The organism is Leucobacter sp. WKLB1 (genome assembly GCF_059696215.1).
In genome coordinates, this window is the sequence record NZ_AP046115.1 from 636,070 (window position 1) to 660,438 (window position 24,369).

The 24,369-nt window shown below is 67.1% G+C and carries 22 protein-coding genes and 1 other RNA gene; 21 read left to right on the plus strand and 2 right to left on the minus strand.

Annotated features, from left to right (window positions below):
- The first annotated feature begins 57 nt into the window (after positions 1-57).
- The 5 genes from ACZF5Y_RS03065 (at position 58) to ACZF5Y_RS03085 (ending at position 6,769) form a co-directional block, all read left to right on the plus strand.
- Positions 58-1,047, plus strand: a complete 990-nt coding sequence (locus ACZF5Y_RS03065; protein WP_497534360.1) for an ABC transporter permease — start codon at positions 58-60, stop codon at positions 1,045-1,047.
- Complete coding sequence (locus tag ACZF5Y_RS03070) at positions 1,044-3,602, plus strand: ATP-binding cassette domain-containing protein (RefSeq protein WP_497534361.1); 2,559 nt, start codon at positions 1,044-1,046, stop codon at positions 3,600-3,602. Before ACZF5Y_RS03065 ends, ACZF5Y_RS03070 begins: the two co-directional genes overlap by 4 nt.
- 85 nt (positions 3,603-3,687) lie before the next feature.
- Positions 3,688-4,266, plus strand: a complete 579-nt coding sequence (locus ACZF5Y_RS03075; RefSeq protein WP_053352498.1) for an NfeD C-terminal domain-containing protein — start codon at positions 3,688-3,690, stop codon at positions 4,264-4,266.
- The gene (locus ACZF5Y_RS03080; protein WP_497534362.1) at positions 4,266-6,029 is read left to right on the plus strand and encodes an SPFH domain-containing protein; all 1,764 of its coding nucleotides are present in this window, start codon (positions 4,266-4,268) and stop codon (positions 6,027-6,029) included. The genes ACZF5Y_RS03075 and ACZF5Y_RS03080 overlap by 1 nt, the downstream gene beginning before the upstream one ends.
- A gap of 128 nt (positions 6,030-6,157) precedes the next feature.
- Positions 6,158-6,769: a PH domain-containing protein gene (locus tag ACZF5Y_RS03085; protein WP_497534363.1), complete on the plus strand. Its 612-nt coding sequence runs from the start codon at positions 6,158-6,160 to the stop codon at positions 6,767-6,769.
- 17 nt (positions 6,770-6,786) lie between these two features.
- On the opposite strand, the gene ACZF5Y_RS03090 is transcribed toward ACZF5Y_RS03085, so the two are convergent.
- The gene (locus ACZF5Y_RS03090; protein ID WP_497535288.1) at positions 6,787-7,308 is read right to left on the minus strand and encodes a YqaJ viral recombinase family protein; all 522 of its coding nucleotides are present in this window, start codon (positions 7,306-7,308) and stop codon (positions 6,787-6,789) included.
- Positions 7,309-7,676: 368 nt separating this feature from the next.
- Between ACZF5Y_RS03090 and ACZF5Y_RS03095 the strand changes: the two genes are divergently transcribed.
- The 16 genes from ACZF5Y_RS03095 (at position 7,677) to ACZF5Y_RS03170 (ending at position 23,837) form a co-directional block, all read left to right on the plus strand.
- Positions 7,677-8,399 (plus strand): response regulator transcription factor, encoded by a 723-nt coding sequence (locus tag ACZF5Y_RS03095; protein ID WP_497534364.1) that lies wholly within the window; start codon positions 7,677-7,679, stop codon positions 8,397-8,399.
- A gap of 538 nt (positions 8,400-8,937) precedes the next feature.
- Positions 8,938-9,447 (plus strand): 50S ribosomal protein L10, encoded by a 510-nt coding sequence (gene rplJ, locus ACZF5Y_RS03100; RefSeq protein ID WP_053352495.1) that lies wholly within the window; start codon positions 8,938-8,940, stop codon positions 9,445-9,447.
- Positions 9,448-9,524: 77 nt separating this feature from the next.
- Positions 9,525-9,905 carry a 50S ribosomal protein L7/L12 gene (rplL, locus tag ACZF5Y_RS03105; RefSeq protein WP_053352494.1) on the plus strand — a complete coding sequence of 127 codons (381 nt, stop codon included), beginning with the start codon at positions 9,525-9,527 and terminating at the stop codon, positions 9,903-9,905.
- Between the two features lie 416 nt (positions 9,906-10,321).
- A complete protein-coding gene (locus tag ACZF5Y_RS03110; RefSeq protein ID WP_497534365.1) occupies positions 10,322-12,058 on the plus strand; it encodes an ABC transporter ATP-binding protein in 1,737 nt (578 codons plus the stop codon).
- Complete coding sequence (locus ACZF5Y_RS03115; RefSeq protein ID WP_497534366.1) at positions 12,058-14,178, plus strand: ABC transporter ATP-binding protein; 2,121 nt, start codon at positions 12,058-12,060, stop codon at positions 14,176-14,178. Before ACZF5Y_RS03110 ends, ACZF5Y_RS03115 begins: the two co-directional genes overlap by 1 nt.
- 50 nt (positions 14,179-14,228) lie before the next feature.
- The gene (locus tag ACZF5Y_RS03120; RefSeq protein ID WP_497534367.1) at positions 14,229-15,077 is read left to right on the plus strand and encodes an HYLS1 family centriolar and ciliogenesis-associated protein; all 849 of its coding nucleotides are present in this window, start codon (positions 14,229-14,231) and stop codon (positions 15,075-15,077) included.
- A gap of 5 nt (positions 15,078-15,082) precedes the next feature.
- Positions 15,083-15,179: signal recognition particle sRNA small type (gene ffs, locus ACZF5Y_RS03125), an RNA gene on the plus strand.
- A gap of 41 nt (positions 15,180-15,220) precedes the next feature.
- Complete coding sequence (locus ACZF5Y_RS03130) at positions 15,221-16,711, plus strand: phytoene desaturase family protein (protein WP_497534368.1); 1,491 nt, start codon at positions 15,221-15,223, stop codon at positions 16,709-16,711.
- 311 nt (positions 16,712-17,022) lie between these two features.
- Positions 17,023-17,910 (plus strand): ABC transporter permease, encoded by an 888-nt coding sequence (locus tag ACZF5Y_RS03135; RefSeq protein ID WP_497534369.1) that lies wholly within the window; start codon positions 17,023-17,025, stop codon positions 17,908-17,910.
- Between the two features lie 4 nt (positions 17,911-17,914).
- Positions 17,915-18,697 (plus strand): ABC transporter permease, encoded by a 783-nt coding sequence (locus ACZF5Y_RS03140; protein ID WP_497534370.1) that lies wholly within the window; start codon positions 17,915-17,917, stop codon positions 18,695-18,697.
- Positions 18,698-18,753: 56 nt separating this feature from the next.
- Positions 18,754-19,812, plus strand: a complete 1,059-nt coding sequence (locus tag ACZF5Y_RS03145) for an ABC transporter substrate-binding protein (RefSeq protein WP_497534371.1) — start codon at positions 18,754-18,756, stop codon at positions 19,810-19,812.
- Positions 19,813-19,849: 37 nt separating this feature from the next.
- Positions 19,850-20,941, plus strand: a complete 1,092-nt coding sequence (locus tag ACZF5Y_RS03150) for an ABC transporter ATP-binding protein (protein WP_497534372.1) — start codon at positions 19,850-19,852, stop codon at positions 20,939-20,941.
- Between the two features lie 31 nt (positions 20,942-20,972).
- Entirely contained in the window at positions 20,973-21,773 is an 801-nt protein-coding gene (locus tag ACZF5Y_RS03155; protein WP_497534373.1) for a nitrilase-related carbon-nitrogen hydrolase, read from the plus strand.
- Between the two features lie 11 nt (positions 21,774-21,784).
- The gene (locus ACZF5Y_RS03160) at positions 21,785-22,471 is read left to right on the plus strand and encodes an RraA family protein (protein ID WP_497534374.1); all 687 of its coding nucleotides are present in this window, start codon (positions 21,785-21,787) and stop codon (positions 22,469-22,471) included.
- Positions 22,472-22,563: 92 nt separating this feature from the next.
- The gene (locus ACZF5Y_RS03165; RefSeq protein ID WP_497534375.1) at positions 22,564-23,289 is read left to right on the plus strand and encodes a 3-keto-5-aminohexanoate cleavage protein; all 726 of its coding nucleotides are present in this window, start codon (positions 22,564-22,566) and stop codon (positions 23,287-23,289) included.
- Between the two features lie 71 nt (positions 23,290-23,360).
- A complete protein-coding gene (locus tag ACZF5Y_RS03170; protein ID WP_497534376.1) occupies positions 23,361-23,837 on the plus strand; it encodes an Lrp/AsnC family transcriptional regulator in 477 nt (158 codons plus the stop codon).
- 15 nt (positions 23,838-23,852) lie between these two features.
- Here the strand turns inward: ACZF5Y_RS03170 and ACZF5Y_RS03175 are convergent, their stop codons facing one another.
- The gene (locus tag ACZF5Y_RS03175; RefSeq protein WP_497534377.1) at positions 23,853-24,368 is read right to left on the minus strand and encodes an Lrp/AsnC family transcriptional regulator; all 516 of its coding nucleotides are present in this window, start codon (positions 24,366-24,368) and stop codon (positions 23,853-23,855) included.
- Position 24,369 lies beyond the last annotated feature (1 nt).

A 24,369-nucleotide genomic window follows, 5' to 3' on the forward strand; every position in this document is an offset into this window, starting at 1 on the left:
GTCGGCGCGCATCAGTTGTCGCCGACCACCGCCCAGTGAGCGCAGTAGGGTAAGCACGTGCTGAGACGAACACTGCGGGCCGCGGGCCGCGTGATCGCGCGTGTCGTGCCGGTCATGCTCGGCGTCGTCATCGCCGTGTTCTTTTTACTGCGATTGGTGCCGGGCGACCCCGCAGCGATGATCCTGGGCGAGCGCGCGACGCCCGATGCGCTCGCAGCGCTACGCAGCCAGCTCGGTCTCGATCAGCCGCTGTGGCGCCAGTTCACCGACTTTCTCGGGCAGGTGGTCTTCCATCTCGACACGGGGTCATCGCTGGTCTCGGGCGTCTCGACCCGTGAACTCGTGCTGGCGAAGGCGCCCGTGAGCCTCGGCATCGTCGGTCTCGCGGTGCTCCTCTCCGTGGTCATCGCAGTGCCGCTCGCTCTTGTGGCGGCACTGCGTCAAGACGGCTGGGCGGATCACCTGATCCGTATCCTGCCCGCAGTCGGCTTGGGCATGCCGCTGTTCTGGATCGGGCTCCTGCTGATCATCGTCTTCGCGGTGCACCTGGGTTGGTTTCCGGTGGGCGGTGTCGGTTCGGGCCCGGGCGACCCGCTGCGCAGTCTGTTGCTGCCGGCGCTGGCTGTTGCGCTCGGCATGGCGCCGCCGTTGATCCGCTCGCTGCGCGCGCAGCTGATCGAGACGCTTGAGGCCGACTTCGTGACGACCTTGCGGGCCGCACGCATTCCGCAGCGGCGCATTCTGTGGAGGCACGTCATGCGCAGCGCGTCATTGCCGACGATCACGCTGCTGAGTGTCAACACCGCGTATCTCATCGGCGGCACCCTCGTCGTCGAACGGGTCTTCGGTATCAACGGCATCGGCTCGCTGCTCTTCCAATCGATTGGCAACCGCGACTTCCCGGTCGTGCAGGGCGTGGCCCTCTACTGCGCGATCGTCGTCGTGCTGGTGACGACACTGGCGGGGGTGCTCGCGAGCGCCGTCGATCCGCGACTGCGGGTGGGCAGGCCGGCTGAACCCCGGTCTGCGGTCGAGGTGATCCGATGACGACGCTGCATCGCGCCGTGCGGTCGCCGGCCTTCGTCGCCGGGGCGACGCTCACCGCGCTGCTGCTGTTCGTCGCACTGGCGGCTCCGGTGATCGCTCCGCACTCGCCGACCGATCAGCAACTCACCGCCGGCCTCCTGCCGCCGTCCCCCGAGCACTGGTTCGGTACCGACCAACTCGGGCGCGATGTGCTCTCGCGCATACTCTTCGCCGCACGCACCGATCTCGGCATCGCGGTTCTGGCGTCGATCGCGCCCTTCGTCATCGGCGTGACCGTCGGCCTCGTCTCCGGATACTTCGGGGGCGCCGTCGACTGGGTGGCGTCACGCATCACCGACACCGTCATCGCGTTCCCGTTCTACGTCATCGTGATCGCGCTGGTGTTCGCGCTCGGTGCGGGAGCGGGAGGCATCATTGTCGCGTTCGCGCTGGTCGGGTGGGTCGGTTACGCGCGCGTGCTTCGTGCGATGACGGCGGCGCTGCGCGACACGGGGTGGGTGCGCAGCGCACGAGGCAGCGGGCTGTCTCATGCGCGCGTGCTCGTGCGGCACGTGCTGCCGAACGTGTTGCCCCAGGCCGTCGTGCTGCTCGCCACCGAAATCGCGCTCATCATGGTCGCCATCGTCACGCTGGGGTATCTCGGACTCGGCATCCGCCCGCCGACCCCCGACTGGGGCACGATGATCGCGGATGCGCAGCAGTTCATCACCACTCAGTGGTGGCTCGCCGCCTTCCCCGGGTTCGCCGTGGTGCTCACCGGCATCGCGCTGTCGCTGCTGGGTGACGGGTTCGCCGACGCCCTCCGCGTTACCGGTGCGCCGAGTGTCGGGCGCCGCAGCGGCGTCGGTGTGCGTCGCAGGCGAGCGAGTGCCGGGCGGCGCGGGATCACCGAGCACCGCATCGGCCGCGGTGCTGCGGGTGGTGTCGCCGAACACGCGGCACCCCGTGAGTCTCCCGAGACGCAGGTGCCGCGCGGTGCCGTGCAGGTGCGCGACCTCCGCCTCGCGCAGACGGGCGGGCGCCTGCTCGTCGAGGGGGTCGGCTTCACCGTCGAACCGGGCGGGTCTCTCGGCATCGTCGGTGAATCGGGCAGTGGCAAGAGCCTGACGCTGCGGGCCCTCCTCGGCTTGTTGCCCGGCGGCGTCGCCGCGACCTCCGCCGGTTCGGCCGGGCCGAGCACCGCATCACCGTTGCGTGTCGTCGGGCCGATCGGCATGGTGTTCCAAGATCCGATGACCGCGCTCGACCCGCTCACCCGAGTCGGCGGGTTGCTGCGCGAGGCGGTCATCGCCGCCCAGCCGCGCCTCTCGCGAACCGTCGTGCGCGAACGAGTGCGCGCACTGCTCGCCGACGTGCACCTCCACGACGCATCCCGCATCGAGCGCTCGTACCCGCACGAACTCTCGGGCGGTCAGCGGCAGCGCGTCGTGATCGCGCTCGCGCTCGCCGGCGATCCGGCGGTGCTGCTCTGCGACGAACCCACGACCGCGCTCGACGTCACTGTGCAGCGCGAAGTGCTCGCGCTGCTGCGAGAGCTGCGTGCCCGCCGCGGTATGACGCTCGTGTTCGTCTCGCACGACCTCGCGGTCGTCTCGCAGATGTGCGACGAGATCATCGTCCTGTCGCAGGGCACCGTCGTGGAGCGGGGGACGACGGGTGCGGTGATCCGGCACCCCCGCGCGGTCGAGACCCGCGCACTCATCGACGCCGTACCGCACCTGCCGCGCCTCGATACCGCGACGTCGAACGCGCCCGAGACGCACGAGGTCACCGCGCCACCCGTGCTCGACGTGCGCGATGCCGTCGTGCGCTACGGCGCGTTCACGGCCGTGCACGGCGCCTCGTTCGCGCTCGCCGCCGGCGACGCGATCGGCATCGTCGGAGAATCCGGTTCGGGGAAGACATCGCTCGCCCGCGCCATCGTCGGCCAGATCCCGATCGCGAGCGGCGAGATCCTGCTCGACGGAGCGGTGCGCGCGGGCGCTCGGCGATCCGCCGCGGGGCTCCGCGCCGTGCAGCTCGTGCCGCAGGATCCCGGATCGTCATTGACCCCGCGCCTCCCGGTCGGCAGCGTCATCGCCGAGGTACTGCGCGCCGTCGATCGCGCTCGGTCAGCGACCCCGCGGTCGCCGGGCGAGCGGCGCGCTCGCGTCTCTGAGCTGCTGCGACTCGTGCATCTCGACCCGGCGCTCGCCTCGGCGACCCCCGACCGGCTCTCGGGCGGGCAGCGGCAGCGCGTCGCGATCGCCCGCGCGCTCGCCGCGGAGCCACGCGTGCTCGTCGCCGATGAGCCCACCTCCGCCCTCGACGTCTCGGTGCAGGCCGGAGTCATCGATCTGCTGCAGCGCCTGAGACGCGAGCTCGGGCTGGCGCTCGTGTTCGTGTCTCACGACCTGGCCGTCGTGCATGCGCTCTGCGACCGCGTGCTCGTGATGCGCTCAGGGGAGGTGGTCGAGCGCGGTGGCGCCGAGTTCTTCACCGCGCCGAGCACCGCCTACGGGCGCGAGTTGCTCTCGTCGGTGCCGAGGATGCCGGATCGCCCCGACCGTGACTGAAGTCGCGCTCGGTCTTGTGTGCTTGTGCCCGCGTCGTGCGCACTTGGTACGCTGCCAGTAACAGCTCATCGGAGGGACGACGCCCATGGACGGCATCATGAACTGGATCGAGCGGTTGCTCGACGGCTCGCTGTTCGCCGGTGGCATCTTTTTGATCATCGGCATCGTGGGCGGCGTGCTGCTGCTCATTTCGCTGCTGCTCGACGGCATCTTCGACGCGTTCGACTTCGGTGATGGCCCGCTGAGTCTCACGACCATCGCCGCGTTCACGGCGATCTTCGGGTTCGCGGCATTCGCGGGTGTCGGCGCCGGCATGTCGACCCCGATGGCGACAATCGTCGGAGCGCTCTCGGGCCTCGTCGGGGCGGCTGCGGCCTGGTGGCTTTCCCGGGCGATCAGAAACGCCGAATCGAACACGGCGGTCAGCGGTGACGACCTCATCGGCTCGACCGGAGCCGTCGTGCTCGCCATTCCCGAGAACGGACTCGGTGAAGTCGCCGTCGTGCGTCACGGCGAGCGCATCTCGCTCTCCGCGACCGCCGATGCGCCGATCCCGCGCGGGTCCGCCGTGCGCATCACTCAGACCGTGACCTCGACGTCCGTGCGCGTCGAGCTCGTGCTCCCCGAAGACCACGCCCAACCGTTAGACCGAACGGAGACGTAATGTTCCTCGCAAGCCCGGCGATCGTCGGCATATTCGGCGCGGTGATCGCACTCGTGCTGATCGCCCTCGTCATCATCAAGCGCTACCGCATCGCGAAGCCCGACGAAGCGATCATCGTGACCGGTGGCAAGGGCAAGGAAGTCGTCGACGCGGCGGGCAACAAGAGCCGCGACCTGTCGGGCCAGAAGGTCGTCACCGGCGGCGGCGTGTTCGTCGTTCCGTTCGTGCAGAAATCGTTTACGATCTCGCTGCGCTCGCGCCGTCTCTCGATCACGACCGAGGCGCAGACCACCGACGGCATCACCATGCAGGCCCAGGCCGTCGCAGTCGTCAAGGTCGGTGGCACCCAAGAGATGATTCGCGCCGCCGCGCAGCGCTTCCTCTCGAACTCCGACGAGATCGACGAATCGACGCAAGAGGTGCTCTCCGGCTCGCTCCGTTCGATCATCGGTGGCCTGACGGTGCTCCAGATCATCCGCGACCGCGCCGTCGTTGCTCAAAGTGTGCTTGAAGCCGCCGAGGAAGCACTGACGAAGCAGGGCCTCGTCGTCGATACGCTGCAGATCCAGGAGATCCGCGACGGCGCCGACTACATCTCCAACATCGGTCGCCCCGAGGCCGCCAAGGTGCGCCAGCAGGCCGACATCGCCGAAACGAATGCCTATCAGGCATCGCAGGAGGCCAAGATCGCCGCCGAGCGCGTGCTGCTCGACCGCAATCGAGAGCTCAAGCTGCGCCAGGCCGAGATTCAGGTCGAGACCGATAAAGCGACTGCGCAGGCGTCGGCCGCGCAGCCGCTGGAGGATGCGATCCAGCAGCAGGCAATCGTCGAACAGCAGCGCATCACCGCGCAGAAGGAAGTCGCACTGCGCACCGAGAAGCTGAACGCCGACGTGCGTGCCGTGGCCGAGGCAGACGCCTACCGCGTCGAACAGATCGCGAAGGCGGAGGCCGCCGCGTCGATCTCGGCCGCCGAGGGTCGCGCGACCGCAGTTGAGCGCGAAGGTGCGGCGAGCCGTATCGCCCGTATCGCCGCTGCTGAAGCCGTCGAGGCCGAGGGTCGCGCCGAAGCCGCAGCGCTCGAGGCGAAGGGCACGGCCGAGGCCGCCGCGATCGACGCACGCGCACGAGCCCTCGAGACGCAGTCGCAGGCGGTGCTCGCGCAAGAGCTCATCCATCTGCTCCCCGAGATCGCAGCCGAATACGCGCGCGCCATCGGGGCGATCGAGCACATGACCGTCGTCTCGGCAGACGGCACCTCGAAGGTGGCCGGCGAAGCGATGGGCAACATCAAGGGCCTGCTCGAGATGGCGAAAGACACGGTAGGTATCGACCTCGCGGGCATGCTGAATGGTGCGGTGTCGGGCGGTGCCGCGGGTGCCGCCGCCGGGCGTGCGTCGCGCGAGGAGACGGATCGCGGGCGCCGCTCTGACCGTGACGCGGTGCGTGGGGATCGCTCGGAGCGCTCCGAGCGTCGTGGCATCACCGAGGGTCGCGCGGAGGCTGCGTCGGCCGACACCGGTGACCACGGAGTTCCGTACGCTTCTTCGAGCACCGCCGATCGCTCGTCCGTCGGTGGTGTGACCGACAGCGCTCGTGATCTTGCCGGTTCGGCGGCGGGCACGGCGACGGCGGCGGCCGACGCCGCCAGTGCCGCAGCCGATGCGGCGACAGAGGCCGCACGGGCTGCAGGAGCCGCGGCTCAGCGCACCGGAGCCAACGTCACCGATCAGATCAACGGGTTCGGGGCCGGCTCGCAGTAGCGCGCCGGTGCGACACGCCGCAGCCTCGGGCTCCTTGGGAGACCCGGGGCTGCGGCGTTTTCACTGCGCCCCGATGCGCGGGGAGCCTCCCCGCGCGATTCGCATGGGGCGCGGTGCAGAATAGGAGCATGTCCGCTCGCCGCTCTCAGTCGTTGACCTCGGAGGTCGAGTCGGTGCTCGGCCCGGCGCCGACCGACTACGCGCAGCCCGAGGTCATTGTGCTGCGCTTTCGTCGGCACGGTCGTCGGTTGCTGCTCCCGGTGATCTGCATGGTCGTGCTCGCCGGCCTCGCCGGGTACTGGGTGGGCGCGTTCGCTGAGGGGTGGCAGAACGTGACGGCGGCCATTGCGGCGGTCGTGCTCGGCATGGTGCTCGGGTTGCTGCCGGTGCTCGGGTGGCTGACCCAGCGCGTGACCGTGACCTCGCGACGGGTGATCCTGCGCCGTGGCATCTTTTCGCGCCAGCGCTCGGAGGTAGCACTGCTGCGTGTGCGTGAGGTGCGCACTCGGCGCGGTCTTCTGCAACGCATGTGCGGTGCCGGCGAGATCGACCTCTCCATCGGAGCGGAGCGCACGGTGCTGCACGATGTCCCTGCGGTCGCCGCGACGGCTGACGCGATTCAGGAGCTGGTCGAACGAAACTACGCGCACGCGAGCCGCACGGCGCCACCGGTGGCGGCCACTCCGCCGGCCGGGCAGAATTTTCCGCCCAACGCGACGACCCGCTTCGCCGATCTGTAGCGAGCGATTTCCCGAGGTCAGGTCGTGCGCGTGATGAGCACATCGATCAGGCGGCTCGCGAGGGTGACGAGCTGCTCGATCTCGCTGTCGTCGCGATCGATCCAACGGCACTCGGGGTCTCCCACTGGCACGAAGTTTTCGTGTCGCTCCCACACCATGAGGGTGCGCTCGGCGCCGAGCACGTACTGCTGCCACCACACCTGCCGCAGATAGTTGCGGGGAATGGTGCGCCATTCCTTGTTCGTCGTCTTGATCTCGGCCAGTTCGACCGCGCCCGACGCGCGAAAAGCGAGGCCATCAGGGGTGGCGAGGTGTCTGAGATCGCGCTCGGCGTGGAAGAGCGCCTGACTCGGTGAGATCTCGTGCTCGCGCAGCACCCAAGCGGCGATCTCCGGCTCACGACGCTTGCCGTGGTCGGTGAACGCATTGCCTGAGAAACGACTGCCGTGCAGCTTCTCATGCGCGGCGGCCTCGATGGAGCGCGGCGTCGACAGCTTGGCAACATCGGTTGCGGTGATGCCGCGTGCGCGTGCGCGCATCCAGGCCGTCCGATCCGTGCCATCGGTCACGATGCGTTGCAGGTAAGCCGGAGCGAGGGTGGACACCCATCCAGTCTCGCACGCGTCTCGGAGGTGCGCGTGCAGCGCGCCGATCGCGCCGGTGCACCCTCGCTCGCATTCATCGGACGGTGTGCAGAATCACAGAAAACTGAAAAGAAAAGCATTGTTCGCAGAGGTTTGCAGACTGCGAACACCCAGGCGATGGGGGTACCCTCCTCAGAGAGATATCTGCTGTGATCTGCGGAAAAGTTGGGGCAGATTCTGGGGAAACGAAATCGAAGCGTCGTGAAGGTCACCTGTTCCGCCGGGTGCGCGGCGTTATCGATCGAAAGGAGCATTCCGAAGGAATGGACGCACAACAACTGACGCGCGCTGATGGGGGAAAAATCCGCGCGCTGGTCGTGGACGACGAAGAGTCGATCACGCAACTGGTCGCGATGGCGCTGCGCTACGAGGGCTGGGAAGTCGAGACTGCTGCTAGCGGGCAAGACGCGTTCGAAAAGATTCGCACGTTCAACCCCGATGTCGCCGTGCTCGACATCATGCTGCCCGATTTCGACGGCATGCAGTTGCTTTCGCGCATTCGCGCCGCGGGAGAGATGTTCCCGGTGCTCTTCTTGACCGCGCTCGACTCGGTCGAGGATCGGGTGAATGGGCTGACTGCCGGCGGCGACGATTACGTCGTGAAGCCGTTCAGCCTGGAAGAGCTCATCGCCCGGCTTCGCGGGCTCGTGCGCCGCTCGCAGCTCACCCTGTCGCAGAACCCCGACCCGGTGCTCCGGGTCGGTGATCTCACGCTCAACGAAGACAGCTACGAGGTGGAGCGCGCCGGCGCAAGCATCACCGTAACCAACACGGAGTTCGAGCTGTTGCGCTACCTCATGCGCAACCCGAACCGCGTGCTGTCGAAGGCGCAGATTCTGGATCGAGTCTGGGCATACGACTTCACCGGCAAGTCGACCGTCGTCGAGCTCTACATCTCGTACCTCCGCAAGAAGATCGATTCGGGCCGCGACCCGATGCTCCACACGGTGCGTGGCGCGGGCTACATGCTCAAGCCCGCGGCTTGAGCATCGCGCGAGCGACGCTCGCGCGCAGCCCGCGGTGCCGCATCGCGGCAGCCCACGGAGCGAAGCGAGGGGTGGCGGGCTACATGCTCAAGCCCGCGGCTTGAGCATCGCGCGAGCGACGCTCGCGCAGCGTTGAGGGAAATGCTCTGACATGAGCGCCCGCGAAGGCGGGATGTGCGCAGCAGTGTGCTGGTCGGGCCTGGCAGCGATTGCGGCTTGGCCGCAATCGCCGGAGGCACGCTGCTGCGCACATCCCGCCTTTGCGTTCCCACGCAACGAATGGTAGAGTTTCCCCCGGCCCAAGACCGCCGGTAGATTCCGCAAGGAATCCAGAACGTCCGCGAGAGCGGAGACCAGCGCAGGTGCAGATCTCCTTGAGTGACGGATCCCGATCCCGAACTTCTGAAGCTCCGTGCGTGCGCGCCGGAGCTTTTTTGGTTTTTGGTGGCTTCCGATATGGAAGTCCCGACGGAAAGCTCTGTGCGGCGCGGCCCCCGAGCGACGTCCGTCGCTTGGGTACGACAAGCTAGGGAGCGCCATGGCTACGAAGGACGCTACGGTCGCCGATCTTCAGCAGAAGTTTGAAGAGTCGAGCGCCGTTCTGCTGACTGAGTACCGCGGTCTTTCGGTTGCTGAACTGCGGGAACTCCGCAACAGCATCCGTGAGCACGCGACGTACGCTGTGGCGAAGAACACGCTGACGAAGATTGCGGCCAACAACGCCGGGATCACCGCATTCGATGACGAGCTGGCCGGTCCTTCGGCTCTCGCCTTCGTGCACGGTGACACCGTCGCGGTCGCAAAGTCGCTGCGTGACTTCGCCAAGGCACACCCTCTTTTGGTGGTGAAGGCGGGCTACTTCGATGGCAACGCCCTGACCGCCGCTGAGGTAGGCAAGCTTGCCGATCTCGAGAGCCGCGAGGTGCTGTTGGCTAAGGCCGCCGGCGCTATGCAGGCTGCTCTGGTCGGTGCTGCACAGCTGTTCGCCGCCCTGCCCGCTAAGGCCGCTCGCGGCTTCGGCGCGCTGCAGGAGAAGCAGGACGCTTAAGACTCGGCTCACGCCGGATCGGTTGAAAAAACCCGCTCGTACGCACCGCGTGCGGGCACACATCAAGGAGATACATCATGGCTAAGCTTTCCACCGAAGAGCTGCTCGCACAGTTCAAGGAGCTCACCCTCATCGAGCTCTCGGAGTTCGTCAAGGCGTTCGAGGAGACCTTCGACGTTTCCGCTGCTGCCCCCGTCGCAGTTGCTGCTGCTCCGGCTGCCGGCGCTGCTGAGGCTGTCGAGGAGAAGGACGAGTTCGACGTCGTCCTCGAGTCGGCTGGCGACAAGAAGATCCAGGTCATCAAGGTCGTGCGCGAGCTGACCGGCCTGGGCCTGGGCGAGGCGAAGGCTCTCGTCGAGGAGGCTCCCAAGAACGTGCTCGAGGGCGCGAAGAAGGAAGCCGCTGAAGAGGCGAAGGCAAAGCTCGAAGAGGCAGGCGCGGGCGTCAAGCTCGTCTAAGTTTTTTCGATGAGGCTCACTCGCTGAGCTGCATTGTCGGGAGGGCAGGATCACCTGAGGGTGATCCTGCCCTCCTTTTTTGGTGCGCTCGCGCTGCGACTGCTTTCACCCTCCCATTCAGCCAGCCCCGACGCCCCCAGCTCAGCCCCCGCTTCCCCGAGAGCACCGTTTTGGTTCGAGATCGCGTGAGATTCGCAGGTGCGCTCGAAGCGCAGGGGTGCGCTCGGGAAGGCCACGGGGGTCGAGGGGGAGCGCGCGGCCGAGGAGAGACCTCAAACCGGGGGTCAGCAGACCGAAGTTAGGGTCGGTATACTAGCGCTTTTGCAGCGCGCTTGGTACTGTGTTTCGGCTGCGCCGTTCCGTCGAGCACGCTCCGCGTGCCCGGAAATTCGGTGCACAGTGGAGAAAGGATCCTCGTGGCCCTCATCGCTCTGACACTCCGACACGCGAAACGGTATTGGCCGTTTGTCGCCGCGGTGCTGGTGTTGCAGTTGCTGTCGACCATCGCCGCGCTCGCGCTTCCGAGCCTGAACGCGCAGATCATCGATCAAGGTATCGCCCAGGGTGATACCGCATTCATCTGGAGCACGGGCGGCATGATGCTGATCGTGTCGCTCGGCCAGGTCATCACGGCGATCGCCGCCGTATATTTCGGGGCGCGCACGTCGATGGGCATCGGCCGCGACCTGCGTCGCGAGGTGTACCGCAAGGTCGACTCGCTGAGCACGCTCGAATCGACGAAGTTCGGCGCGGGCACACTGATCACGCGCGGCACGAACGATGTGCAGCAGATCCAGATGCTCGTGCTGATGACCCTGAACTTCATGGTTACCGCGCCCATCATGGCGATCGGCGGCATCATCATGGCGCTGCGCGAAGACGCCGGTATGTCGTGGCTCGTGTGGGCGTCGGTCGCGGTGCTCGCCGTCATCGTGAGCTTCCTCGTGTGGTTCCTGCTCCCGCTCTTCCGCACGATGCAGACCCGCGTGGATGCGATCAACAGTGTGCTGCGCGAGCAGATCATGGGCATCCGCGTCGTGCGCGCATTCGTACGCGAAGACTTCGAGAGCGATCGCTACGAGGTCGCCAACCGCAACATCACCGAGGTCTCGGTCAAGGTCGGCCAGGTCTTCGTGCTCATGTTCCCCGTCATCATGATGGTGCTGCACTTCGCGACCGCCGCCGTGCTGTGGTTCGGCGGGCACCGCGTCGATGAGGGGCTCGTCGAGGTCGGATCGCTCACCGCATTCTTGCAGTACCTGCTGCAGATTCTGATGGCCGTGATGATGGGCGTCTTCATGACCATGATGATTCCGCGTGCCGTGGTGTGCGCGGAGCGCATTCGCGAGTTGCTCGATACGGAGTCGACGCTGGCATTCCCGGAGCAGGCCTCGGCGCCGACCCCGCACGCCGGCCGGGTCGAGTTCTCGGGTGTCACCTTCGGGTTCCCCGGGGCCGAGAAGCCCGTCATTCGCGATGCGAGCTTCGTCGCCGAGCCCGGAAAAACGACCGCAATTATCGGATCGACCGGCGCCGGCAAGACCGTGCTGCTCAACCTCATGCTGCGTCTGTACGACCCGCAGTCGGGCTCCATCACGGTTGACGGCGCAGAGGTGTCGCAGCTCACGCGCGAGCAGCTCTCGGAGACGCTGAGCCTGGTGCCGCAGCGCCCGTACCTGTTCTCGGGCACGATCGGTTCGAATCTGAGGTTCGGCCGATCTGACGCCACCGAGGCGGAGCTGTGGGAGGCGCTGCGCGTCGCCCAGGGCGAGGACTTCGTGCGCGAGAAGGAGAAGGGGCTCGACGAGCCCGTTTCCCAAGGTGGCACGAGCGTGTCGGGCGGCCAGCGCCAGCGCCTCTCGATCGCGCGAGCGCTCGTGGCGAAGCCGCGCGTCTACCTGTTCGACGACTCGTTCTCGGCGCTCGACGTAGCAACCGACGCTCGATTGCGTGCGGCGCTGCCGAGCGCGACGGCGGGTGCGACCACCATCATCGTCGCGCAGCGCGTCTCGACGATTACGGAGGCCGATCAGATTCTGGTCGTGGAAGACGGTGAGATCGTCGACCGCGGCACCCATGACACATTGCTGGAAACGAGCGAGGTGTACCGCGAAATCGTGCGGTCGCAGCTCGAAGAGGCGGAGGCGGCGTAATGGCACGCGAGAAACAGCGCGAGAAGCGCGGGGCCGCGGTTTCGACCGACACGGCGGAGTTCGAGCTGCCCGATGACTACCAGCCAGACGGCGACGATTGGTTCGGCGGTCAGGCGACGAAGAAGGCCAAGCACTTCTGGCCCTCGGCGAAGCGACTCGTCGGCCTGCTGGCTCCGCACAAGTGGCAGTTCTCGTTCGTCGTCGTGCTCGTGGTGGCGTCCGTGGTGCTCACGGTCATCGCACCGAAGATCCTCGGCCAGGCGATGGATGTCATCTTTAACGGCATCCTCGGCAAGCAACTGCCCCAGGGCGTGACGCTCGAGCAGGCCGTGCAGGCGGCCCGCGACTCGGGCAATGACCAGTTCGCCGACGTGCTCTCGGGCTCGAAGATCGTTCCGGGCGAAGGGATTGACTTCGGTCTGCTCGGTTGGCTGATCCTCATCGTGCTCTCCCTCTACCTCGTGGCATCCGTGCTCATGTGGCTGCAGGGATTCATTCTGAACCGGCTCGTCATGGACGTGGTCTTCGATCTGCGCGCCGATATCGAGGCGAAGATCAACCGTCTGCCGCTGAGCTACTTCGATGGCCGTCAGCGTGGAGACGTGCTGTCGCGCGTCACGAACGACGTCGACAACATTCAGCAAGCTCTGCAGCAGGCGCTGTCGCAGCTCGTGCAGTCGCTGCTCACCGTGATCGGCATCGCGGCGATGATGTTCATCGTGTCGTGGCAGCTCGCCCTGATCGCGCTGATCGCGCTGCCGCTCTCGGGCATCATCGCGGGCGTGGTGGGTTCGCGAGCGCAGAAGCTGTTCGTCGCGCAGTGGAAGAACACGGGCGACCTCAACGGGCACATCGAGGAGTCGTTCACCGGCCATGAGCTGGTGCGCATCTTCAACCGCGACGCCGAAATGGTCGAGGAGTTCGACCGCCGCAATGAGGGACTCTTCGACGCCTCGTACCGCGCGCAGGCGCTCTCGGGCACCATCATGCCGGCGATGCAGTTCGTGCAGTACCTCAGCTACGTGCTGATCGCCGTCGCGGGCGCGCTGCGCGTTACCGCGGGCCAGATGACGCTCGGCGATGTCACCGCGTTCATCCAGTACTCGCGCGAGTTCTCGCAGCCGATCGGGCAGATGGCGGGCATGGCCAACATGCTGCAGTCGGGTGTCGCGTCTGCCGAGCGTACGTTCGAGCTGCTCGACGCCGAAGAGCAGCAGGCGGATTCGGCCACGGAGCAGCTGCCTGCGCGCACCAACGGACACGTCGAGTTCGACAACGTGTCGTTCAGTTACGATCCGGATCAGCCGCTCATCGCGGGCCTCTCGCTCGAAGCTCGCCCCGGGCACACGGTCGCGATCGTCGGGCCGACGGGCGCCGGCAAGACGACGCTCGTGAACCTCGTCATGCGTTTCTACGAGCTGAGCGGTGGGCGCATTCTGCTCGACGACGTCGACATCACCCTCCTGACGCGCGCTGAACTCCGCAGCCAGGTCGGCATGGTGCTGCAAGACGCCTGGCTGTTCGACGGATCGATCCGCGAGAACATCCGCTACGGTCGCCTCGACGCGACCGATGACGAAGTCATCGCGGCTGCCGAGGCGACGATGGTCGATCGCTTCGTGCGCCAGTTGCCCGAGGGCTATGACACGGTCATCAGCGAGAACGGCTCATCGCTCTCCGCCGGCGAGCGGCAGCTGCTGACGATCGCCCGCGCGTTCATCGCAAACCCGTCACTGCTGATCCTCGACGAGGCGACCTCCTCGGTGGATACCCGCACCGAGGTGCTCGTGCAGCAGGCCATGCGTGCGCTGCGCTCTGACCGCACGTCGTTCGTGATCGCACACCGGCTCTCGACGATTCGCGACGCCGACACCATCTTGATGATGGAGAGCGGCCGCATCGTCGAGCAGGGCTCGCACGAAGAGTTGCTGGCTCGTCGGGGTGCCTATTACACGCTCTACCAGGCGCAGTTCGCTGGCGAGGACGCGGAGGCACACGCCGAAGAGATCTTCGCCGGGGGAGCTCCTGCCGAAACCGGCGCGGTGACGCTGCCCGGTGCGGACGCGGGCGACGCCGTGGCCGGGCCTGATGCGCGGCCGGAAGCACCGCCGACCGCGTGAGCAGCGCGGGGTTCGAGTCCTACCCGTTTCCGGGTGGCGTCCGCGGGGGCATGAGCCGGGCCGGCGCGATCGCGTCGGGTGCGCTCATCGCCCTCTCGGCGCTGTCCGTGGGCATATCGAATGCGCGGGTGGGTGAGACGCTGCAGGCGGTGCTCACCCTGCTGTTCGGTGGGGTGCTGGCGCTCACCTGCTTCGGCTTGGCGCCGCAGACACCGCCGCGTGCGCGCTTCCGCCTGCTGAATCACGTGGTGATGACCCGCGCCGAGCGCGCGCCGATCGATTCGTGGGTGCACGTGGCGCCGACTCGGGCATACCGCTGGCAGTTCGTCTCGGCAGCGGTCATCGCCGCGCTCGGCTTCCTCAGCATGTCGGTGTTCGCAGGCTTGCAGGCGTTCGGCGCGGTGCCTATTGTGAGTGCAACGGCGAGCGATGGCGGCCTCTTCCTCGGCATGATCGCGATGGGAGCGCTCGGCCTGGTGACGGCCGGGGTCGCATGGCTCCTGGTCTGGCGCAGCGTGCGCAACGGCAGGTTCGGGGCGCGGCCGAGTGGTGTGGTGTTCGGCCCGGAGACGCTCAGCGTGCGGGTGCCGGGGCGAGACGCGGAGTTCGCCTGGAATGACGTGGTGAGCGTGCGCGCGCAGGTCTCTCGCTTGGGCCGGCGCGAGCACGTCGCGGTGATCCTTATCCAGCTCGCCCCGCAGAGCGGGGCACCGAATCGTATGCAGATCATTCCCGCCGAACGGTACACGGTGCCGACGTCGGCGCTGTACTCCGCGCTGCGCTGGTACTGCGCGCACCCCGAGGCGCGCTGGGAGCTGGGACGCACCGAGGGGCAGGTGCGGCTCGATGGCTGGTGCGGTGACGCCGTCGTGGTCGCAGCGGGAGCAAACGTCCGGTAGGCTGGTCTGGCTCCCCACGTGGCGCTATCTCGAGGAACTCCCCCAGGTCGGAAACGAAGCAAGGGTACTCGGGCTCTAGCGGGTGCGTGGGGAGTATTTTCATGCCCGAGCGGGGGAGCGGGCTTCGCCGCTACCATCGCAGTATGCAGTCTTCCGACGGTGCAGCGGTCATCGGAGCGGGGCCCAACGGGCTTGCCGCAGCGGTGACGTTGGCGCGCGCCGGTGTGCCGGTCACGGTGTACGAGGCTGCCGAGACGATCGGCGGCGGCACGCGCACGACCGAACTCGTCGAGCCGGGCGTGCTGCACGATGTGTGCTCCGCGATTCACCCCATGGCGCTCGCGACCGGGTTCTTCCGTGCGTTCGAGATCGAGCGTCGTATGGAGTTCGTCATTCCCGAGGCGTCGTATGCGAACCCGCTCGACGGTGCAGTCGCGTCACCGGGGCGGGGCGCGGCTCCGGATCGCGCAGCCATCGCCTACCGAGACCTCGAGCGCACCGTCGCCGAGCTCGGTCGCGACGGTGCGGCGTACGGACGGTACTTCCGACCGCTGCTGCAGCGTCTTGACGGGGTCGTCGATTTTTCGCTCGGGGGAGGGATGCTGCGGTGGCCGGGTGATCCGCTCGCGGCGCTCGTCACCGGTCTGCGCGTGCTCGAGCAGGGCACGCCGCTCTGGAATCTGAGATTCCGCGAGGCCGCCGCCCCGGCACTGCTCGGGGGCGTCGCGGCTCACAGCATCGGGTCGCTGCCGAACCTGGCGACGGCAGGCGTCGGCGTGGTGCTCGGCGCGCTCGCCCACGCGGCCGGATGGCCGGTGCCGGTGGGGGGATCCCGCGCCATCACCGATGCACTCGCGGCCGACCTGCTCGCGCACGGCGGGCGTATCGAGACGTCGCATCCGATCGACGACGTGCGCGAACTCGCCGAGCATCGGGTGAAGCTCTTCGACACCTCGGCCCGCGGGCTCGAGCGCATCGCCGGCCCTGTGCTGCCCGCGCGCTATCGTCGCGCGCTGCGCCGGTTCGCGTACGGCGATGCCGCCACCAAGGTGGATTTCGTGCTCGACGGGCCGATCCCGTGGCGCGACCCGCGAGTGGCCCAGGCGCCGACCGTGCACGTCGGCGGGAGTCGACCCGAGGTTGCGGCGTCGGAGCGCGAGGTCTCGCGCGGCGAGCACCCCGAGCGCCCCTACGTGCTGCTTGCGCAGACCGCCGATTTCGACCCGAGCCGCAACGCACCCGGTGTGCACGCGATCTGGAGCTACACGCACGTGCCGAGCGGCTCGACGGTCGATGTCTCGCGGCAGGTGATCGCGCAGATCGAACGCTTCGCCCCCGGGTTCCGGGATCGCATCCGCGCCGTGCGCGTCACCACCGCCGATGAGCTGTCGCGCTACAACCGCAACTACCACGGCGGCGACTTCAGTGCGGGTGCCATCACGCTGCCGCAGCTCGTGGCGCGGCCGACGCTCTCGACCGATCCGTGGCGCACGCCATCGCGCGGAATCTACCTCGCGTCGTCGTCGGCCCCTCCCGGCCCCGGAGTCCACGGGCTGTCGGGCTGGTACGCGGCGCAGTCGGCGCTGCGGCACGAGTACGGGCTGCCCGCGCCCGAGCTCGGGTTGCACGGCTGATTCTGGGCGGCTGAGCCTGCGCGGCTGACTCTGCGCAGAGCCCTGCGCAGAGCCCTGCGCAGGGCGCTGCGCACACGACACGTCCGCGAAACCTCTCGTCGGTAGGGTGGCTCGGTCGCGCTTCGACCGCACATGCCGATTGCACCGTGGAGATTCCGGGGGCATTCGCCCGCACACCGGAAAGCTTCTGCGATGTGCGTGGGTATTGGTGCGGAGCGCGACGGATTCGGCGGTGCGAGCGCCGATCACGAACTTCGGGGAGGGCGAAGATGAATGCAGACACCAGCCACAGGCGATTGCGAAGGAGCGACGTGACATCGACGACACGGGTGATCCACACCGGCCGCAAGGAGCGGCCCAAGCGGGGCGCGCTACTGCTGCTCGTACCCGGAATTGCGACCGTGGTGCTGCTCGGCATTCTGCCGCTCTTCATCGTGGCGCGAAACAGCTTCGCACTCGCTGACAACTACGGCGGCATCGTCGGCGGGTTCACGCTTGACAACTACATCAAGCTGTTCGACCCCGTCTATTCGAAGACGATGCTGTACTCGATCGGGCTGGGGCTCCTGAACACGGTCGTCTGCCTCATCATCGGGTATCTCACGTCGTACTACATCGTGTCGCGTCCCGAGGGGCGCCAGGGCCTGCTGCTGCTGCTCATCATCATTCCGTTCTGGACGGACTTCCTCGTGCGCACGTTCGCCTGGATCACGATCCTGAGCTCGGGCGGCCCGATCGCCGGCATTCTCGGCATATTCGGGATCGCCGGGTTCTCGATGATCCCGAGCAACGTGGCGGTGGTGCTCGGGCTCCTCTACTCGTTCCTGCCCACCGCGATCTTCCCGATCTACGCCTCCATGCGCTCGATCGACGGCTCGCTCAAGGAGGCCGCGACCGACCTCGGCTGCAGCTGGTGGGGTGTGCACCGTCGGGTGATCCTGCCCCTCAGCAGCCCGGGAATTCTGGGCGCCGCACTGCTCACCTTCATTCCCACGATGGGCGTGTTCGTGATCCCGGTGCTGATCGGCGGCGGCAAGGATCCGCTCGTCGGCAACTTGATCGTGACGCTGTACACCGAGTTCCGCAATCAGCCGATGGGGGCGGCCGTCTCGATGGTGCTGCTCGTTCTGATGCTGATTTCCATGGCACTCGTCGGACTCGCGATGCGCCGACGCCCGAGCAAGCCGAAGGGGGCGTGATCTCATGGATCGGCTCGTGAACAACATCGCCCGAGCGGTGTTCGTCTTCCTCTACATCCCGATCATCGCGGTGATCGTCTACTCGTTCAACGCTGCGGGCACCAACACCCGGTTCGAGGGGCTCACCCTCCAGTGGTACGTCGATCTGTTCCAAGACGCAGCGCTGATGCAGACGCTCAGAACGAGCGCCATCGTCGCGGTCATCACGGCGACGGTCGCTGCGATCATCGGCATCCTGTTCTCGCTCGGAATATCGCGCTACCGGGGCCGCGGAAAGACGGCGCTGATCGGCATGATCGCGCTTCCCCTCATCGTGCCCGAGATCGTGCTCGGCGTCGCTCTGCTCAGCGTGTTCAGTGCGACGCATCTGCCGCTCGGCATCGTCACCCTTGTGCTGGGGCACCTCATCGTGTCGCTGCCGCTGGCCACGCTCGTCATCATGAGTTCGGCGGCGATGCTCGACCCGAGCCTGCCCGAGGCCGCCACGGATCTCGGGTGCAACCCCTGGCAGACCTTCACCCGCGTGTATCTCCCGCTGCTCCGACCCGCAGTCGTCGCGGCCTGGCTGCTGAGCTTCACGACCTCCTTCAGCAACATCGTGATGTCGACGTTCCTCAGCGGTGTGGGTTCGACCACGCTCCCGCTGAAGATCTATTCCAGTTTGAAGACCGGATTGACCCCCAGCATCAACGCCCTCGGCGCACTGCTGATCCTGCTCACGCTCGTCATCGTGCTCGCCGTCGGCGTCACCCAGATGCGACGCATCCTCGTGGAATCGCGCGGCTGAACGCCGATGCGATCCCACCCCTCATTCGCAGTTCCCCACATCGAAAGGATCCTTCCATGACGAAGAAGATCACCCTCGCCGCGGTCGGCATTGTTGCCGCACTCGCACTCACCTCCTGCAGCGCCTCCGGCAATGACGGTCCCTCCACCGAGCTCAACGTCTACGCGTGGGCCGATGAGATTCCTCAGTCGGTGTTCGATGCTTTCACCGAAGAGACCGGCATCAAGGTCAACGTCGACAACTTCGACAGCAACGAGACGATGATCTCGAAGCTGGCCGCCGGCAACTCGGGCTACGACATCGTCGAGCCGAGCCAGTACGCCGTGCAGCAGCTCGTCGGCCAGGAGCTGTTGGAGCCCCTCGACCACGACCAGATCGAGGGATTCGACGGCATCGCCGACAAGTTCGTGAACCCGAGCTACGACCCCGACAACCAGTACTCGGTGCCGTGGGTCTGGGGCACGACCGGCCTGCTCTACAACGAGACCTGCACCGGCGGCGAAGAGATCACCAGTTGGAAGTCGCTGTTCGACAAGAAGTGGTCGGGCAAGGTCAACATGCTCGACAATATGCTCGCCTCATACATCGCCGGCTTGCAGGTGAATGGTTTCGACGCCGACAGCACCGACGAAGCCGAGATCGGCAAGGCGACTGATTCGCTCATCGCGCAGAAGCCGCTGCTCGCGGGCTACAACTCGACGAACTACGGCGAGCTCGTCGCGAATGGTGACGTGTGCATCTCCGAGGCATGGGGCGGTACGAGTACCGCGAAGATCGTCGCCGAGAACGACGATGTGCACTACGTGCTTCCCGAGGAGGGTGGCAGCCTCTGGGTCGACGGCCTGGCGATCGCCAAGGGTGCTCCGCACAGCGACGCCGCGTACGCCTTCATCAACTTCCTGCTTCGCCCCGACATCGCGGCCATGGCGACGAACGACGGCGGTCTCGCGAGCGCCAACGCCGATGCGCAGGAGCACGTCGACGATCAGGGACTGCTGACCAATGCAGCCGTATACGCCTCTGACGAGCAGGTCGCGAACGCAGACTTCATCGTCGATCCCGGATCCGCCATGTCGTTCTACCAGGACGGCTGGACGCGGGTAAAGGCTTCCTGACCCCGGCCCGACACGAACGACAAGCGAGATCACGAGCATGAACGACCAGACCGCAGTACATCCCGCCGTCGAGATACGGGGGCTTACCAAGAGCTTCAACGGCAACCTCGCGGTGCACCCGCTCGACCTGTCGATCGGGGACAACGAGTTCTTCTCGATCCTCGGCCCCTCGGGATGCGGCAAGACAACGCTCATGCGCATGATCACGGGCTTCGAGACGCCGACCGACGGGCGGGTGCTGCTCGACGGTGCCGACGTCACGGGCGTGCCGACGCGCAATCGCGACCTGAACATGCTCTTTCAGAGCTACGCGCTGTTTCCGCACCTCTCGGTGTTCGACAACGTCGTGTTCGAGTTGCGCGTGCGTCGCACGCCCAAGGCGGAAGCGAACCGCCGCGCGCAGGAGGCGCTCGAGCTCGTGAAGCTCGCGCATCTCGGCGACCGCAAACCCGACCAGCTCTCGGGCGGCCAGCGCCAGCGCGTCGCCCTCGCTCGCGCCGTCGTTTCCGGGCCGAAGGTCGTGCTGCTCGACGAACCGCTGGGTGCGTTGGATCAGCAGCTGCGCAAGGAGATGCAGTTCGAACTCAAGCGGATGCAGCGCGAGATCGGCATCACGTTCATCTACGTGACGCATGATCAGGAGGAGGCGCTGACGATGTCGGATCGCATCGCCGTGATGTCGGAGGGCGTGGTGCAGCAGGTGGCGCCGCCCGAAGCGATCTACAACGAGCCCGAGACCCGCTTCGTCGCGGGGTTCATCGGCAGCTGCAACCTCCTCGATGTGACGGTTCCCGCGGGGGCCGCGGGGGCCGTGACCTCGGTGGAGGTGCCCGGTGTCGGCGCCGTGTCGGGGGTGCTGGCGGAGGAGGTGCCGAGCGAGCGTGCGGGCACCCTCCTCCTGCGCCCCGAGCGCGTCGAGGTGCGCCGCGATGGCGACGGACTCAGCGGAGTGCTCGAGACCCTCACGTTCCTCGGCGAGGAATGGCAGGCGCACCTGCGCGTGGGAGACCACGTCGTCAAGGTGTCGATTCCGAGCCTCGCCCGCGAGCGCGACCTCCCCGGCCTCACCACCGGCGAGACCCTCCGCATCTCCTGGCGTCCGCAGGATGCCCGGATCGTCATCCGCTGATCACTGATCCTCGCTCGACAAGGAGCCGCACATGAAAGTCGCCGTCGCGCAGACGTCGCCGGGCATCGACCCCGCCGTCAACTTTGCCACCATCTCGAACTACACTGCGCAGGCAGCCGCAGCCGGAGCCCGACTCATCGTCTTCCCCGAAGAGGCGATGCTGCTCGCAGATGACGTGATCAAGCCCCGTTTCCCCGAAATTCTCAGCGAGATCTGGCCGAGGTTCGAGGCCCTGTTGGCCGACCTCGCCCGTGAGCACGGCGTCACGGTGATCGCGGGGGGCTATGAGCCGAACGGATCGGCGCTGCCCTACAACACGATCCTCGCGGTGGGCCCTGACGGATCCGAGCTCGCTCGCTACCACAAGGTGCACACGTACGACGCCTTCGCCTACCAGGAGAGCGCGTACGTGACCCGGGGGTCGCTGCTGCCGCCGATCATCGAGGTCGACGGGCTGCGCGTGGGCATCGCGAACTGTTACGACGTGCGTTTTCCTGAACTCTTCCGCAGTTTCGCCGATCGCGGTGTCGACATCATCTCGCTCTCCGCGGCCTGGGTCTCGGGCAAGGGCAAGGAGCAGCACTGGTCGGTACTCACCCAGGCGCGCGCAATCGAAAACGTGAGCTGGTTCCTCGCGGCCGGTACGGTCGGCGACGATTCCGTGGGACTCAGCCGGGTGATCGATCCTCTCGGTGTCGTCGTCGCCGAATCCAATGCTCATGACGAGTCGCTGCTCTTCGCCGACATCGACGCGGTGCGCCTCGCGCGCGCCCGTCAGATGCTCCCCGCCCTCGACAACCGTCGCATCGTCCTCGAATACGCCATCAGTTAGAGAGAGAATCCATGTTCTTCCAGACCGGCCAGGTGCCCCCCGTACTGAGCGCAGAACTGCGCGAGAAGCTCGAACGCCTGAGCTTCCCCACGCTCGGCCATTACCTCGAGGAGGGCTTTGTCGAGCCCGCGGTGCGCCGCGTCGTCGATTCCGGTGCCCGCACCGTCGGCACCGCGTTCACGGTGCGCACCACCGCAACCGACTCGACGGCGCTGCACCACGCAGCAGGTCTGGTCGAGCCCGGGCACGTGCTCGTGATCGACACCGGCGGCGATGCGCGCCACGCACCGCTCGGCGAGGTCGTCGCCGCGCAGCTCGTAGTGCGCGGCGCGGCGGGCGCCGTTGTCGATGGCGTCGTCACCGATACGGACGAGATCGCTGAACTGGGACTCGCGGTGCACGCGCGGGGCACCAGCATGCTCACCACCAAGCTGCACGGGATCGACGCGGGCGGTCTCAACCTGCCGGTCACGTGCGGAGGCGCCGTGGTGCATCCCGGCGATGTCGTGCTCGCCGACGCGAACGGCGTGCTCGTGGTGCCGCTCGAGACCCTTGAACGTATCGTGGACATCGCGCTCGACGACGACGCGGAAGAGCCCGATTTGGTCGACGATTTGCGTGGAGGCAAGCGCCTCGGCGACCTGACCGGTGCGAGCGCGACGGCCGCCGCGCTGCTCGCGAGCGACACCCCGCAGTAGCCCGCGGGCTCGTATCTCGCGCTCGACCTCGCCGGCGATCCCCGTCGGCGTGGTCGAGTGCGCCCAAAATCTCAACGAAAGGCACTTCTTCCATGCTCCTGAAAGCAGCGATCAACGGCGGGCGACCCCGCACCGAGCACCCCGCGGTGCCCCAGACCACCGCTGAGATCGTCGCGGCATCGATTGCCGCGGTCGACGCCGGTGCCGACGTGGTGCATGCGCACGTCATCACGGCCGAGGGCGGGCAGACCATCCACCCCGATGCCATCGGCGAGTGGGTGCGCGCGGTGCGCGCCGCACGCCCCGAGCTCGTCATCGGCACGACGACCGGGCTCTGGACCGTCGAGTCCCACGCCGAGCGCATGGCGCACGTTGCGGCCTGGCCGGCCGACGCGCTGCCCGATTTCGCTTCCGTGGCCTTCTGCGAAGAGGGCGCGGCCGAGGCCGCCGAGCTCGTGCTCGAGCGCGGCATGATTCTCGAGTCAGCAGTGTGGTCGATGGATGACGTGCCCGCGCTGCTCGCCTCGTCGACCCTGCACCGCAACGTTCGCGTGCTGATCGAACCCGAGACCGCAGATCCGGAGCTCGCAGTTGCCCAGTGCCGCGAGATCTCTGAGGTGCTGCGCGAGGCCGGCGTCACGGCGCCGATTCTCTATCACGGCTATGACGACACGGTCTGGCCAGTCGTGGAAGCGGCGATTGCCGACGGCTGCGAGACCCGCATCGGGTTCGAAGACGGTGTGACGCTGCCCGACGGATCGGCGCCCGTCGACAATGCGGAGCTGGTGCGCGCCGTGCGGGCTCTCGAAGCGGCCTGATCGCCCGAGCCTCGCGCCGCCCCGCCTCGGGCGCGCTACCCTCGGAAGAGTACCGGGGAAGGGGCGATCGCGTGGTGGATGATCTGGATCGGCGGCTGATCGAGCTGCTGGCGCGCGACGGCCGGCGCTCGTTCGCATCGCTCGCCGAAGAACTGGGCATGGCGCAGTCGACCGTGCGCACTCGATTGGCGAAGCTCGAGGATGATGACGTCATCACGATCGTGGCGCTCTGCAATGCGCTGCTGCTCGGGCATCAGGTCGTGCGTCTGCTGCTGCGCGTCCGCAACCTGACCCCGCGTTCGGTCGCTGACAGCCTGTCGGGCATCAGTCAGATCAATCACATCGCCCTCGTCGCGGGATCGCACGACATCTATCTCGAGGCGACGTGCCGTGATCAACCGCGACTCATCGACCTCATGGATGAGATTCGACGGCACCCCGGCGTGGCCTCCATTCAGCCGATCATCGTCACCTCACTGGCGAAGGATTACACCTGGGAAGGGCTGAGGGGCACCGCCGGCCAGAGCATCAGCGATCCCAACGGGTAGTTGGGGAGCTGGTGCTCAGGCGCTTGTGCCGCGGGCGACGCTGCGCGGCGACGGCTCGCGAAAGCCTTGCCACAGATAGGTGTCTTTCCGCACCTCGAGCACGGTGAGGGTCTCGACCTCTGAGATTCCGCGAATGCGACGCAGGTCTTGGAGCACGATGCGCCCGAGTGCCTGCGCGTCTTCCGCGACGATGTCGAGGATGATGTCGTAATACCCGAGTGCGCACGCGACGTACTTGATCTGCGGGTGATCGGCGAGCTGCTCGGCGACCCGCGCCACGGGCACCTCGGCGACGCGCAGCCCGACATGAGCCGCGATGCCGCCGATCTTCGTCTCGTCGTACATCCCGGCCACGTAAATGATGCCCAGTGAGACCAGCCGGTTGTAGCGTTGGCGGATCGTCGGCTCGGAGTAGCCGAGTCGTCTGCCGATCTCGGAAAACGACATGCGGCCGTCGACGCGCAGCTGATCGATGATGTCGCGATCCGCGTCGTCAAGCAGCTGGTCATCTCCGCCGGCCGCCATTTCCATG